The 13,486-nt window shown below is 68.9% G+C and carries 12 protein-coding genes and 1 tRNA gene; 3 read left to right on the top strand and 10 right to left on the bottom strand.

What is annotated here, in order from left to right:
- Positions 1 to 153: 153 nt before the first annotated feature.
- The 10 genes from AC1Q6V_RS27735 to def all read right to left on the bottom strand — a co-directional run bounded on the left by AC1Q6V_RS27735 (position 154) and on the right by def (position 10,356).
- Positions 154 to 774 (bottom strand): LysE family translocator, encoded by a 621-nt coding sequence (locus AC1Q6V_RS27735; protein ID WP_010811316.1) that lies wholly within the window; start codon positions 772 to 774, stop codon positions 154 to 156.
- A 106-nt stretch (positions 775 to 880) separates the two neighbouring features.
- Positions 881 to 1,372: a hypothetical protein gene (locus tag AC1Q6V_RS27740; protein ID WP_011616259.1), complete on the bottom strand. Its 492-nt coding sequence runs from the start codon at positions 1,370 to 1,372 to the stop codon at positions 881 to 883.
- Positions 1,373 to 1,871: 499 nt separating this feature from the next.
- Positions 1,872 to 1,947 (bottom strand) — tRNA-Phe (locus AC1Q6V_RS27745).
- A 60-nt stretch (positions 1,948 to 2,007) separates the two neighbouring features.
- On the bottom strand, positions 2,008 to 2,718 hold the full coding sequence (locus AC1Q6V_RS27750) for a response regulator (RefSeq protein ID WP_011616260.1): 711 nt from the start codon (positions 2,716 to 2,718) through the stop codon (positions 2,008 to 2,010).
- A gap of 52 nt (positions 2,719 to 2,770) precedes the next feature.
- Positions 2,771 to 5,203: a sensor histidine kinase gene (locus AC1Q6V_RS27755; protein ID WP_010811320.1), complete on the bottom strand. Its 2,433-nt coding sequence runs from the start codon at positions 5,201 to 5,203 to the stop codon at positions 2,771 to 2,773.
- Complete coding sequence (locus tag AC1Q6V_RS27760) at positions 5,200 to 6,090, bottom strand: DUF4390 domain-containing protein (protein ID WP_081050210.1); 891 nt, start codon at positions 6,088 to 6,090, stop codon at positions 5,200 to 5,202. Before AC1Q6V_RS27760 ends, AC1Q6V_RS27755 begins: the two co-directional genes overlap by 4 nt.
- Positions 6,091 to 6,099: 9 nt before the next feature.
- Positions 6,100 to 7,500, bottom strand: coding sequence for a 16S rRNA (cytosine(967)-C(5))-methyltransferase RsmB (gene rsmB / locus AC1Q6V_RS27765; protein WP_010811322.1), 1,401 nt, complete (start codon positions 7,498 to 7,500; stop codon positions 6,100 to 6,102).
- Positions 7,501 to 7,633: 133 nt separating this feature from the next.
- Entirely contained in the window at positions 7,634 to 8,494 is an 861-nt protein-coding gene (gene htpX / locus AC1Q6V_RS27770) for a zinc metalloprotease HtpX (protein ID WP_010811323.1), read from the bottom strand.
- 189 nt (positions 8,495 to 8,683) lie between these two features.
- Entirely contained in the window at positions 8,684 to 9,697 is a 1,014-nt protein-coding gene (fmt, locus tag AC1Q6V_RS27775; RefSeq protein ID WP_010811324.1) for a methionyl-tRNA formyltransferase, read from the bottom strand.
- A gap of 152 nt (positions 9,698 to 9,849) precedes the next feature.
- Entirely contained in the window at positions 9,850 to 10,356 is a 507-nt protein-coding gene (gene def, locus AC1Q6V_RS27780; protein WP_010811325.1) for a peptide deformylase, read from the bottom strand.
- A 161-nt stretch (positions 10,357 to 10,517) separates the two neighbouring features.
- On the opposite strand from def, the gene AC1Q6V_RS27785 reads away from it, so the two are divergent.
- From AC1Q6V_RS27785 to AC1Q6V_RS27795, 3 genes are all read left to right on the top strand, one after another.
- Positions 10,518 to 11,699 (top strand): LysM peptidoglycan-binding domain-containing protein, encoded by a 1,182-nt coding sequence (locus tag AC1Q6V_RS27785; protein WP_439668415.1) that lies wholly within the window; start codon positions 10,518 to 10,520, stop codon positions 11,697 to 11,699.
- A 7-nt stretch (positions 11,700 to 11,706) separates the two neighbouring features.
- A complete protein-coding gene (dprA, locus tag AC1Q6V_RS27790; protein ID WP_011616266.1) occupies positions 11,707 to 12,906 on the top strand; it encodes a DNA-processing protein DprA in 1,200 nt (399 codons plus the stop codon).
- A 68-nt stretch (positions 12,907 to 12,974) separates the two neighbouring features.
- Positions 12,975 to 13,379, top strand: a complete 405-nt coding sequence (locus AC1Q6V_RS27795; protein ID WP_011616267.1) for a thioredoxin family protein — start codon at positions 12,975 to 12,977, stop codon at positions 13,377 to 13,379.
- Positions 13,380 to 13,486: the final 107 nt, after the last annotated feature.

Raw genomic sequence — 13,486 nt, forward strand, 5'->3', positions numbered from 1 at the left:
CGCCTCGAACGGTGGCGGTTCAGTAGCAAGCCCGCGCACATGCGGTGAGCGCGGACGCGACAGTGTTCCGTTCGTGCACGGAGCGCGTCAATGCGTGGCCGCTTTGTTGTGTGCAGACGCGCGGTATCGAATCGCGGCGCTGGCCGCGGGCCGTTACCGGTTGCTGGCCGCCAGCCGCAGGCCGAAGCCGACCAGCGCGATCCCGGCCAGTCGCGTTGCCAGCGTGCGCGCGAACGGCAGCGCCCGCAGCCGGCTGGCCACCGCGTTGCCCGCCAGCACCAGCGCCGCCTGGTAGGCAAGGCTGAGCACCGTGACGTGGGCCATCATCGCCGCCAGCGTGGCCGGCGACGCATCCGGGCGCAGGAACAGCGGGAAGAACGCGACAAAGAACAGCACTACCTTGGGGTTGGTCAGGCTCACCGTGAAGCCCTGGCGCAGGTATACGCGCGTGGACTTGCGCGGCTCGGGCACGCCGGCGTCCGCGGCAAAGCGTGTACGCAGCAGCTGCACCCCCATCCAGCACAGGTACGCGGCACCGAACCATTGCAAGCCGTGGAACAGCAGCGGATTGGCCTGCATCACCGCCGCCAGCCCCGCCACCGCGGCGAGCATGTACACAAGGTCGCCCAGCAGCGTGCCGCAGACCGCGCCCATGCCGGCCGCCATGCCATTGCGCGCGGTGGCGTTGAGAATGGCGATCGTGCCCGGGCCGGGGATCAGCTGGAACACCAGGATGGCGAGCACGAAGCTGGTGTAGTTCTGGATGTCGAACATGGTGGCTTGGCAGTGTCGGATGCGAGTGCGGGATGCTTCGCTGCCGCCATGTTAGTGCAGCCGGCCCATCGCGGCAAAGCGCATGGCTTGACGGCTGCAGCGCGCCTCAGCGCAGCAGGAACGCGATGTCCTCGACGCGGATCTGTGCCACCGGAATGCCCTTGCGGCGCTGGAACAGGATGTGCTGCTGCACGCGGCTGCGCTGCTCGGCAAAGACCCCGGGATCGATCGGCGTGCCCAGGCGCATGTAGTGCTGCACCAGCAGCTTGTAGGCGCGGTGGCGCACCTGCATGGCCTCGGTCTCCGCACGCAGCCGCCGGATCTCTGCCGGGCTGCGGTCGATCGCCTGGTGCAGCTCCTCGACCGTGCGCGCATGCAGCTCGCGGTAGACGTCGCGCTCGGCCTCCATCTGGTGCAGCTCGTCGCGCAGCGCGCGGATCTTGTGCTGCAGCTTCAGCGTCTGCGAGACCGCCTGCTGCACCCGCCCCGCCGCCCCCAGCGCGTGGCTGGCCGCGGCCATGGTGCTCTTCCACAATCCGCGCTCTTCGCCCGCAGTCTGCGGCGGCCAGCGGTTGTCTGTCCCGATCAACGTATCCATCAGACCCCCCGGTAAGAAAGTAAGCCCTGGACCGGCTGTCCGCGTTATGGGTGCGGCTTGGCCGGCTCGGTCCGCGCCGCCGGGCGGCAGCGCGTCAGGCCATCGTAGAGATACATATATCGGCTGCCAAGTAGAAGATATTTACTTCTGGGTTGGCTGTTGCGCGTTGGTCAAGCACGCCGGCAGCGGGGCTGCAGCATGACCAGGGCCATCTTATCCCCTACCAGTCTCGGCAGGATTTCCCGCGCCGGCCGCATGCGGGCCAGTTCCCGGGCGGTGAGCGGGGGGTGTCCGCGTCCGCGCGCGCGGCAAGCGTCAGCGCCTTGTCCTCGGCATCAGATGGGATATGGATTTTGCGTTTCGTCGACATGGTTCAGTATCTCGCGGCGGGTTACCAACGCCGGTTCACAGGGCCCAGCGCTGCCTGTACACAAATCTGCCTATGCGATGCCACAAAGCAAAAAGCCCGGCTCTTGCGGGAGCCGGGCTTTTCTTGTTCTGGTGGCCTGGGACGGAATCGAACCGCCGACACAAGGATTTTCAATCCTCTGCTCTACCGACTGAGCTACCGGGCCAAAGAAGCGAAACTATAACTGGACTTTTTTGGTCAGTCAAGCGTCATGTGCGTCACAGCCTCATTGCTCGGCCGGCTCGGGCTTGTTGCGGCCCAGTTCGACGCCGAGCTGCTTGAGCTTGCGGTACAGGTGGGTGCGCTCCAGCCCGGTCTTCTCGGCCACGCGGGTCATGCTGCCGTGTTCGCGCAGCAGGTGGTATTCGAAGTAGGCGCGCTCGAACAGGTCGCGCGCTTCGCGCAGCGGCATGTCGAAGGAGAACTGCATCTCGGCCTCGGGCACGCGCGCGGGGCTGCCGTTGGGGGCGGCCTCGGCGGTGGTCTCGGGCACGATGTCTGACGAACCGGGTTCGGCAGACGGGACCGTGGCGGGGGCGGCGGTGGTGGCCGAGCTGCTGCGCGGGCGTTCGATGCCGCGGGCCAGGCCCTGCTCGACCGCGGACAGCAGCTTCTGCAGTGCGATCGGCTTCTCAAGGAAATTGAGCGCGCCGATCTTGGTCGCCTCGACCGCCGTGTCGATGGTGGCGTGGCCCGACATCATGATGACGGGCATCGTCAGCTGTCCCTGCGCGGACCATTCCTTGAGCAGGGTCACGCCATCGGTATCGGGCATCCAGATATCGAGCAGCACGAGGTCGGGCGTACCCGCCGCGCGGTATTCGCGCGCTTGCAGCGCGTTCTCCGCGAGTTCAACCACGTGGCCTTCGTCGCTGAGGATCTCCGAGAGCAGCTCCCGGATTCCCATTTCGTCATCGACTACGAGGATCGTTGCCATACTTCCCCTCTTAACCCCACCGCAGCGTTCCGGGACCGGACGCCATTGTTGACTATGTCAGTTTAACGAACAGGATCGAGATCTGTGCACCGACGATCTCCGCACCTTCCATGCGATTGCGCATCTCGATTCGCGCGCCGTGTTCGTCAATGATCTTCTTTACCATCGCGAGCCCCAGGCCCGTGCCCTTGGCTTTCGTGGTCACGTAGGGCTCGAACGCACGGCTCAGGATTCGTGGCGCAAAACCGGGACCATTGTCCGCAATGGTGAGCTTGACGGCCTGCCGGTTTTCGCCGGCAGAATCTTTGTATTCTACAGTCTCGGTGTTCAGAGTGATATGGGGCGCCGCCCTACCGGCCGCGACGTTCTCGGTGGCGGCATCCTGTGCGTTCTGCAGCAGGTTGTGGATGACCTGGCGCAACTGCGTCGGATCGCCCTTGATCTCGGGCAGCGCGGTGCCCAGCGTCGGATGAATCACCGGATGCTCGTGCACCGCGGGATCATCGATGCCATACAGGTGCAGCACTTCCGCCACCAGGCTGTTGAGCTGCAGCGACTGCAGCACCGCGGGCGGTGTGCGCGCGTAGTCGCGGAAGTCATCGACCATGCGCTTCATCGCGGCCACCTGGTTGACGATGGTGGCCGCGCCACGCTTGAGCACATCGGCGTCGGTGCCTTCGAGCTTGGGCGAGAGCTTCATCTGCAGGCGCTCGGCCGAGAGCTGGATCGGCGTCAGCGGGTTCTTGATCTCGTGCGCAAGGCGCCGTGCCACCTCGCCCCAGGCCACCGAGCGTTGAGCGGAAATCACATCGGAGATATCGTCGAAGACGATCACGTAGCCGGGCTCATCGCGCTCGCCGCCGGGCAGGCGTGCGCCGCGCACCAGCAGCGTAAGCGGCTGTTCCTCGCCCTGCGGCAGCTCGATCTGCTTCTGCCAGTGCTCGGCGCCGCCCAGCACCTCGCTGGTGTTCTGGTCCGAGAAGGCCTGGCGCACGATCTCGCCGAACGGCCCCATGCCAGGGATCTGCTCAACCGGCAGGCCCAGCACCGCGCCGAACGGCTGGCGGAAGATGCGCTCCGCGCCCGGATTGGCGGTAATCAGCACAAAGCGGCGGTCGAACACCAGCACGCCGGCGGTCAGGTTCTGCAGCACGCTTTCCAGGTAGGCCTTCGATTGCTCGAGCGCGGTGCGGTTCTCTTCCACCGCCAGCCGCGCCTCGGCCAGCTGTCGCGTCATCTGGTTGAACTGCTGCGTGAGCATGCCGAGCTCGTCGCGGCTTTTCAGTTCGCGCTTGGGCGAGAGGTCGCCCTCGGCCACTTCCTTGGTCCCCTGCAGCAGCATCAGCAGCGGCCGCGCCAATTGCCCGCCCAGCAGCAGCGCCAGCATCACCGCGATGAACACGGCCAGGAACAGCGTCAGCGTCAGCGTGCCGATATACATCTTGCGCAGGCCGGTGCGGCCCAGCGCTTTCTCCTGGTATTCCTGGTACGCGCGCTGGACCTCGTCGGCATTGCGCGCGAGCACCGCCGGCACGGGGTGCAGCACCTGCAGGTAGCGTTCCTCGCGCACGGTCTCGCCGACCAGGCCGAAGCCGCTCGACGGCGATTCCTCCGGGCGGCGCTCCACGGACAGGCCGGAGCCGGCCCAGCGCGGCGGCTTGGCCAGCGCGCGCGGGGCGCTGCCGCCTGCGGCGTCATCCTGTGCCGCGGTTGGACTGGCGCCCAGCGGAATGATCACGCGCAGCCGGTACAGGTGGCTGCTGTCGACGCGTTCGGGGCTCGGGCTGCCGTCGCCCGACGGGTCGGTGCCGCCCTCCACCGCCGCGTAGCCGCCGGCCAGCCGCGCCTGTTCGGCCAGCACGCCCGAAGGCAGGTCCGGCACCAGCGACGCGTAGTTGCTGGACGCCGTGGCCAGCACGCGGCCGCTGCCGGTGAAGATGGCGGCTTCCTGGACGCCATACTGCTCGCGCAGCCGGTTCAGCTGCAGCGAAGTGGCCACGCCGGAGGCGCCGGCGAGCTGCTCGGCCATCAGGCGTGCCTTGACCTGCAGGTCGGCGAGCGAGCTGTCGATGGTGGAGCGGCCCAGGTTCAGGCCGGCCTCGAGCGCGGTTTCCACGCGCACGTCGAACCAGGACTCGATGCTGCGCGAGACGAACTGCAGCGATACCAGGTAGATCAGCACGCCGGGCAGCACGCCCACCACGCCGAAGAACACGGCGAGCTTGGTCATCAGCCGCGTGCCGAACTTGCCGCGGCGATAGCGCAGCCACAGCGTCAGCGCCAGCGCACCCACGATCAGCACCAGCAGGGCGCCGATCACCAGGTTCACCTTGAACAGCAGCGTGAAATAGCGATCGAAGAATTCGGTGTTGGCCGATGCGCCGGCCAGCAGGCCCACCAGCACCAGTGCCAGGAAGACGATGATCCCGGCCACGACGCGGTACAGCACGCGCCGGAACCGGCTGTCCCACAGCGAGTTGTTCATGGCTGGCTCGAGGCGGGCTGCAGCAGCAGTGCGGGCGACAGTCCGTAGGACACCGTCTGCATGGTCAGGCCGCGTGAGTCAATGGCAGCAGCAGGCGCCGACGCAGGCGCGGGTACGGCGGGCGAGGCCGGCAGCGCCGGCGACACGGGGCCTGGGGCCGGCGCGGGCGGCGGCGCTGCGGGCGGCGGCGGTGGCGGCGCTGCGTTCAGGTCCGTCGGCACCGTATAGGCGAAGCGCCGCCAGTCGGAGGCCAGGTTCCATTCACGCGTGTTGACGGCGTTGATCTGGAACGGCTTGGGCAGTTGCGACAGGTCCAGCCGCATGCGCACTTCCGCGTGGTAGGTCTCGCCCGGCTTGACCACATTGCGCTCGAACACGCGCCAGCCGCGCACGCGCTGGATGAACTGCAGCGCGCCCTTCAGGCGCGTGAACGGCAGTTGCAGGCCGCCGGTGGAGACACGGTACTGGCGCGTCAGCGGCTGGTACGACAGGCGCACGCTGCGGGTGGTGTTGACCGGCTTGTCGTCGAACCAGTACCAGCGCGAGCGCGAGAGCTGGAAGTCGACCGCGAAATAGAGGGAGATGCCCTTGTGCAACGCGTCTTCCAGCGCGGGCGGCAGGTCGAAGTCGAAGCTGGCGGCGAGCTCGAAGCCGCCGTCCTGGAATTCGATGCGCGCCTCGGTGGCCTCGATGACCTGCGCGCGCGCGACGGGCGGCAGCCACAGTAGCGAGGCGAGCGCCAGCACCAGTGCCAGCCACCACCGCGCCAGCAGGCCACGCCTGCCCGCGCCGCCGGGGCGCAGATGCAGGCACGCCCGGTCCGCGGCAGTGTCCACGTTCGTGTCCACCATGACGCGGAAGTCTGACAGGCGCGGCGTGCTCAGCATCGGATCAGATCAGGCGCGTTTCTGGAAGCGGGCGTAGAAGAAGCCATCGTGATCCGACGGCAGGCTGGTGCCGGCAGTGGCGTCCTTTTCGCCATTGGCGCCGGCGGCTTGCGTGGCATGGGTGCCGGGCAGCAGCTGCCCCGGCGCCTGCAATCGTATCGCATCTGCCAGCTGTGCACCAAACCAGCGCGCCTGCTCCTCGCCTTCCGTTGGGAAAATTGAACAGGTGACATAGACCAGGATGCCGCCCGGTTTGAGCAGCGGCCACAGTTGCGAGACGATGCGGCGCTGCTCGGTGATGAGCTTGGCAATATCGGTCTCGCGGCGCAGCCAGCGGATATCGGGATGGCGCCGCACAATGCCCGAAGCCGAGCACGGCACGTCAGCCAGGATGCGGTCAAAGGGCTGGCCGTCCCACCAGTCGGCGGGCCGGCTGGCATCGCCGACCACGATCCTGGCTTGCTTGCCCAGGCGCGCCAGGTTCTCGGCGATGCGGGTGGTGCGCTGCGGGTCGCTTTCCACCGCGGTGACTTCAATATCGGCCAGTTCCAGCAGGTGCCCGGTCTTGCCGCCGGGCGCCGCGCAGGCATCCAGCACGCGCATGCCGTCGGCCACCTCGAGCAGCGGCGCGGCCAGCTGCGCGCCGGCATCCTGCACCGAGACCACGCCTTCGGCAAAGCCCGGCAACTGCGTCACCGGCACCGCGCGCACCAGGCGCACGGCCTGCGGGCCGACCACATGGCCAGCCAGGCCGGCGTTGGCAAGATCGGTCTGGTACTGCTGCACGGACACGCGCGCGGTGTTGACGCGCACCGTCATCGGCGGGCGCACGTTGGCGCTGGCGGCCAGGGCCATCCACTGGTCCGGGTAGGCCTCGCGCAGCATGCGCAGCCACCACGGCGGCAGGTTCCAGCGCGCCTGCTCGTCGCGGTTGACCTCGGCCAGCAGCGCCTTGCGTTCGCGCAGGAAACGGCGCAGCACCGCGTTGACCAGGCCGCGCGCATGCGCAGTCTTGGGTTCGGAGGCGGCGGCGCTGACCGCCTGGTCGACCACGGTGAAGGTGCTGTAGCCCGGGCGGCCGGCGTCCGCGCCGTCCTGCTTGTCGCGCGGGCCCGGTGCGTGCTCCAGCAGCAGCGCCAGCGCCACCGCCAGCAGCGAATCGACCTGCGCGCCCGGCGGGCGCGTGACCAGCTTTGTCACCAGTGCGCGTGCCGTACCGAACTGGCGCATGGTGCGATAGGCGATGTCCTGCAGCGCGCCGCGCGTGGCGGCATCCTGCACGCGGTCCAGCCGCAGCTGCGCGGCGGCGTCCTCGATCGCCTGGGGCAGGGCTGTGCCTTCGCTGACGGCGCGCACCGCGGCGGCGGCGCCAAGCATCTGGAAGGCAAGCGAATCGGGAGGCAGGCGCATATCGGTCAGGCGGCGGATCAGGCGTTGGAATCGGGAAGCAGGCCGGCGCGGGCACAAAAAAAAGCCCGCCGGTCCATGCGGAACAGCGGGCAGTTTACCCTGTGCGGGGGCCCTGCCCCGGATTTCCGGCCGCTCAGGCGGGATAGGTGCCGGTCTGGGCCATCTGCATCAGGCGCGCGATGCGCTCCTCGGTGGCCGGGTGGGTCGAGAACAAATTGGCGATGGCGCCGCCCGAGAGCGGGTTCATGATCATCATCTGCGCCGTGGCCGGGTGTTCTTCGGCCGCCTGGAACGGGATGCCCTGGGCGTAGCGGTGGATCTTGTCCAGTGCGCTGGCCAGTGCCTGCGGGTCGCCGCTGATCTCGGCGCCGCCGCGGTCGGCTTCGAATTCACGTGCGCGCGAGATTGCCATCTGGATCAGCGATGCCGCCAGCGGGGCCAGGATTGCCACGGCAATGCTGGCGATCGGGTTGCTGCGGTTGCCGTTCTCGTCGCGGCCGCCGAAGAACATCGCCATGTTGGCCAGCGCCGAGATCGCACCGGCCATGGTGGCGGCGATGGTCGAAGTCAGGATGTCGCGGTGGCGCACGTGCGCCAGCTCATGCGCCATCACGCCGCGCAGTTCGCGCTCGGACAGCACCCGCAGGATGCCGGTGGTGGCCGCCACCGCGGCGTGCTCCGGGTTGCGGCCGGTGGCAAAGGCGTTGGGCGCGTCTTCGTTGATCAGGTACACGCGCGGCATCGGCAGGCCGGCGCGCTGCGCCAGGTCCTGCACCATGCCGTAGAACTGCGGCGCGCTGCCGGCGTCGACTTCCTGCGCGTTGTACATGCGCAGGACCATCTTGTCCGAGAACCAGTAGGAGAAGAAGTTCATGCCCAGCGCAAGCAGCAGCGCCATCATCATGCCGCTGCGCCCGCCGATCATGCCGCCGATGACGATGAACAGCGCCGTGATGGCCGCCATCAGCATGAAGGTCTTGACCCAGTTGAACATTGCGGTGATCTCCGTGTAATCGTGAGCCGCGTCCCGGGGGAAAGCGGACGCGATGACCGTTAGATAGGGGGCGATACCCGAAAATTCAACGGCTGTTCAACGGTTTCAGGGGGGAGCCGTGGCCGCTTGCGCCGGCCGGGGCGGTGCCGCCGGCACTTATGCCGCCATGTGCGGCCAAGGCCCGTCCGATCATGCCTGCGCGGCGCCGTTGCCGGGTACCGCGCAGCGCGTGCCCGGCGGCAGCGGCAGGGCCTGCAGGAACTGCTGCGCCGGCTGGCGGCGCCCGCCCGGCTTCTGCAGCTCGGTGACCTGCAGTGCGCTGCCCTCGCCGCAGGCGATGAGGACGCCGGCGGCGTCGGCCGCCAGCACTGTGCCGGGCGGATGCGGCAGGCTGCTGGCGGCGGCCAGCGGCACGGCCTGCCAGCACTTGATCACGGTATCGCCGACCTGCACCGTCGCGCCCGGGAAGGGGTTGAACGCGCGCACCTGGTTGGCCAGCGCCGCGGCCGGGCGGCGCAGGTCCAGCGGGGCCTCGTCCTTGGCGATCTTCTCGGCGTAGGTGACGCCTTCGGCCGGCTGCGGCGTGGCGGCCAGCGCGCGGCCGGCGGCGAGCTCCTGCAGCGCTGCCACGGTCATGCGCGCGCCCAGCGCGGCCAGCGTGTCGTGCAGCGTGCCGGTGGTGTCGTCCGGGCCGATCGGCACGGCCGCGCGCGTGAGCATGTCGCCGGTGTCCAGGCCTTCGTCCATCTGCATCAGCGTGATGCCGGTCTCGGCATCGCCCGCCTCGATGGCGCGGTGGATCGGCGCCGCGCCGCGCCAGCGCGGCAGCAGCGAGCCGTGGATATTCAGGCAGCCCAGGCGCGGCAGGGCCAGCACCTCGGCCGGCAGGATCAGGCCGTAGGCGGCCACCACCATCACGTCGGGCGCAGTGCCGGCGAGCGCGTCGATGGCCGCGGCGGCGTCTTCCGGGTACTTGCCCTGGCGGCGCAGCGAGCGCGGCTGCAGCACTGGCCCAAGGCCGCTGGCGGCGGCGAACTGCTTCACCGGGCTGGCGTGCAGCTGCAGGCCGCGGCCGGCGGGGCGGTCAGGCTGCGTCAGCACCGCCACGATGGGAAAACCGGCGGCGTGGATGGCTTCCAGCGCGACGCGCGCGAACTCGGGCGTGCCGGCAAAGGCAACACGCAGGGGTCTGGCTTGGGACATGGCAGGTTCCGTGGCCTGAAACAGGACCGGCCGCTATCGCGGCCGGTTCTTTTGTTCTTCGGAAGTCATAAAGATAACAGACCCCGCGCGGGTGCCGCGCGCTGGCGGCGGGAATCCGGGCGGGCTGTTACATCTTTGTGGCAGGGCGCCGCTTACATGCGGGTGCGCTCGCGCTTCTGCAGCTTGCTCTTGATGCGGTTGAGCTTGAGCGGCGACAGGTATTCGACAAAGACCTTGCCGCGCAGGTGATCGATCTCATGCTGGATGCAGACGGCCAGCAGGTCGTCTGCTTCGAGCTCGAAGCTCTCGCCCTTCTCGTTGAGCGCGCGCACGCGCACCCGGTCGGGGCGCTCGACGCGGTCATAGACCTCGGGCACCGACAGGCAGCCCTCTTCCCACACCTTTCGGTTGTCGCTGGCCCAGACGATCTCCGGGTTGATAAAGACCTGGAGCTGGTCGCGCGTTTCCGAGACGTCGATCACCACCACCTGCTCATGCACGTTGACCTGTGTGGCGGCCAGCCCGATGCCGGGCGCTTCGTACATGGTTTCAGCCATGTCCTTCACCAGCTGGCGGATGCGGTCGTCCACTGCCGCAACGGGTTTGGCAACGGTGTGCAGACGGGGATCGGGGTAGGTCAGGATATCGAGTTTTGCCATGATGCTCAGGCGCAACGCCGGCTGCTGCCGGCAACCGGGCCGCGTTGCGGCGGCGGGTGTTTACATGCAGAATCGGGGCGCAAGTACAAAAATTCAAGGCGCGCCGAAACAGGCACGCTCTCCCGGGTCAATCCGGCCGAAACCACCGGCCGGTCAGGAAAATGCGCGATCTTACCAAAGAACACCAGGCGGCGTCGGGCCGCAGGCTGCACGCGTTCATCCCTAAGCTTGCCTATGCGTTGCTGAGTGCCGCCGGCTTCACTGCGGCGGCCGCGCTTCCGGCCCTGGCTGCGGACCTGACGGTCACGCCGGCGCAGCAGGCCGAAGCCCAGCGCACGGCCCAACAGGGCATCCCCGTTTCAGACCTGGCTGCCAATGCGCCGTCGCAGTACACCGTGCGCACGGGTGACACGCTGTGGGGGATCTCGGGCCGCTTCCTGCGCCAGCCATGGCGCTGGCCTGAGCTATGGGGCATGAACCGGCAACAGATCCGCAACCCGCACCTGATCTATCCGGGACAGATCCTGTACCTGATCCAGCGCGACGGCCGCGCCTGGCTGTCGACCACGCCCGCCGGCAGCGGCACGGTGCGCCTGTCGCCGCAGATACGCGGCAACGCCGCCGACGGCGCCGCCATCCTGAGCATCGCGTCTTCCGATATCGAGCCTTTCCTGATCCGCCCGCTGGTGGTCGACCAGGATACGCTGGCCACCTCGGCACGCATCGTCGCCGTGTCCGAGTCGCGCGTCATCCTTGGCCGCGACGATACCGGCTACGCGCGCGGCATCCCCGCCGACGCGCCGCAAGGCAGCGACTGGCAGGCCTACCGTCCGGTCACCCCGGTGCGCGACCCCGTCTCCAATGCCGTGCTCGGCTACGAGGCCGAATACGAAGGCAACGTGCGCCTGGCGCGCGCTGCGCAGGGCCCGGATGCGGTCTCGACCATGCAGGTCACGCAGGCCAGGCAGGAAATGGGCGTGGGCACGCTGCTGATGCCGCAGCCCGCGCGCGAAGCGGCGCGCTATGTGCCGCACGCGCCCGATACGCAACTCGACGGCCGCGTGGCCAAGGTCTATGGCGGGGTCGAGTTCGGCGGCGCCAAGCAGGTGGTGGTGCTCAACCTCGGCAGCCAGGCCGGGGTGGAGCCCGGGCATGTGCTGGCGCTGTCGCGCACTGGCGAGACCGTCGCCGACAAGACCGACAGCAACCGCGCCATCCGCCTGCCCGACGAGCGCTACGGCCTGGCCTTTGTCTTCCGCGTGTTCCCGGGGGTGTCGTATGCGCTGGTCACCGACGCCTCCAACGTGATCGCGGTCGGCGACCGGGCGACCTCGCCGCGCTGAGCCGGTCTTGGCGACATCGCAGGCGGCCCTGGCGGCCGCCGCTTCTCTTTGCCATGCCGGCGCTGCCCGGCAGCTCACCACGCGCGATCCCGACGAGCTGAAGGCGTGGCTGCAGCTCGCCTGCGCGCCCGGGGTCGGCCCGGTCACGGTGCGCCTGCTGCTGACCGCATTCGGGTTGCCGCAGCAGATCCTGGCGCAGAGCGTGGCAGCGCTGTCGTCCGTCGTCCCCAAGAAACACGCCCGCGCGGTGCTGGCCAGGCCCGGCACCGGGCTGCCGGCACTGGTCGAACGCACCCTCGCCTGGCTCGGCACGCCCGGCAACCACGTGGTCACGTTTGGCGACGACGCCTACCCTGCCCGCCTGTTCGACCTGCCCGACCCGCCGCCGCTGCTATATATCAAGGGCGATCCCGCGCTGCTGGCGCGTCCTGCGGTGGCCATCGTCGGCGCGCGTGGCGCCACCGAGCAGGGCAAGCGCGATGCGCAGGCCTTCGGGCGGGCGCTGTCCGAGTCGGGGCTGGCGGTGGTCTCGGGGCTGGCGCTGGGCGTCGATGCCGCCGCCCATGCCGGCGGGCTGCAGGGTTGCGGCGGTACCGTCGCTGTTACGGGTACGGGGGCCGACCGGGTCTATCCGGCCGAGAACCTGGCGCTGGCCCACGAAGTGGCCGCGCGCGGCGCGATCGTCACCGAATTCCCGCTCGGCATGCAGGGCCTGCCCGCCAACTTCCCGCGCCGCAACCGTATCATCGCCGCCCTGGCACGCGGGGTGCTGGTGGTGGAGGCCGCGGCGCGCTCGGGCTCGCTGATCACCGCACGGCTGGCGGCCGACCTGGGGCGCGAGGTATTTGCGGTGCCGGGCTCGATCCACGCGCCGCTGTCAGCCGGCTGCCACCTGCTGATCCGCCAGGGAGCGAAGCTGGTGGAGCGCGTGGAGGATGTGCTGGAAGAGATCAACCTGCTGCCGGCACCTGCCCGCCCCGCTGCCGCGCGCGTTCCCGCATCCGTACCGGAGCAACCAGATCTTTCTGACTTTGCCGGCCACGCCGACCCCCTGCTGGCCGCTCTCGGCTACGATCCGGTTACGCTGGATGCGCTGTGCGAGCGCAGCGGCCAGCCGCCGGAAGCCGTCGCGGCGCGCCTGCTGGAACTGGAACTGGCCGGGCACGCCGAGCGTCTACCGGGAAACGTGTTTCGGCGGCTTGGGTGAGCCGCAGCGCAATACCGATACAATCGCCGGCAGCCCGCGTGCCGCGGGCGCCTCATGTTTCCGATGCCATGACCGTTTACTTTCCAGAACGTGACGCAGGCGCCATTGCCGGGTGCCTGGCAGCGCGGCCGCAGGGCCGCCTGGTGGCCTGCCTGTGCGCGCAGTGGTGCGGCACGTGCCGGGACTACCTGGCGGCGCTGACCGCGCTGGCCTCGCGTCATCCGGAGGATTGCTTCGTCTGGATCGACATCGAGACGCACGCGGATGCGCTTGGCGATATCGATATTGAGAATTTCCCGACGCTGCTGGTGCAGCCTGCGTCGGGCGGCACGCCCCAGTTCTATGGCACCCTGCTGCCGCACATCGAGGTGCTGGAACGCATGCTGAGCCGCGGTGCGGCGATGCCGGCGAGTGCCGAAGACGTGCCGCAGGTGCTGGACTGGTTGCTTGCCGGGGGGAGCAGCGCCGCCTAGGCGGCGACAGGGTCGGCGGCGGGGCTTGCTTGCACCGCCGTTGAAAGCGCGCTTATTATTGGCGCCTCATAGCCCCCCGGCGTTCTGATTACTTCGTTTGTAGTGCA

It is taken from the genome of Cupriavidus sp. GW823-FHT07B10 (assembly GCF_058794355.1).

What these genes read in the sequence shown, in the direction of transcription:
- AC1Q6V_RS27735 (WP_010811316.1), bottom strand. Translation starts at nt 774, where the DNA reads ATGTTCGACATCCAGAACTACACCAGCTTCGTGCTCGCCATCCTGGTG.
- AC1Q6V_RS27740 (WP_011616259.1), bottom strand. Translation starts at nt 1,372, where the DNA reads ATGGATACGTTGATCGGGACAGACAACCGCTGGCCGCCGCAGACTGCG.
- AC1Q6V_RS27750 (WP_011616260.1), bottom strand. Translation starts at nt 2,718, where the DNA reads ATGGCAACGATCCTCGTAGTCGATGACGAAATGGGAATCCGGGAGCTG.
- AC1Q6V_RS27755 (WP_010811320.1), bottom strand. Translation starts at nt 5,203, where the DNA reads ATGAACAACTCGCTGTGGGACAGCCGGTTCCGGCGCGTGCTGTACCGC.
- AC1Q6V_RS27760 (WP_081050210.1), bottom strand. Translation starts at nt 6,090, where the DNA reads ATGCTGAGCACGCCGCGCCTGTCAGACTTCCGCGTCATGGTGGACACG.
- rsmB (WP_010811322.1), bottom strand. Translation starts at nt 7,500, where the DNA reads ATGCGCCTGCCTCCCGATTCGCTTGCCTTCCAGATGCTTGGCGCCGCC.
- htpX (WP_010811323.1), bottom strand. Translation starts at nt 8,494, where the DNA reads ATGTTCAACTGGGTCAAGACCTTCATGCTGATGGCGGCCATCACGGCG.
- fmt (WP_010811324.1), bottom strand. Translation starts at nt 9,697, where the DNA reads ATGTCCCAAGCCAGACCCCTGCGTGTTGCCTTTGCCGGCACGCCCGAG.
- def (WP_010811325.1), bottom strand. Translation starts at nt 10,356, where the DNA reads ATGGCAAAACTCGATATCCTGACCTACCCCGATCCCCGTCTGCACACC.
- AC1Q6V_RS27785 (WP_439668415.1), top strand. Translation starts at nt 10,518, where the DNA reads ATGCGCGATCTTACCAAAGAACACCAGGCGGCGTCGGGCCGCAGGCTG.
- AC1Q6V_RS27795 (WP_011616267.1), top strand. Translation starts at nt 12,975, where the DNA reads ATGACCGTTTACTTTCCAGAACGTGACGCAGGCGCCATTGCCGGGTGC.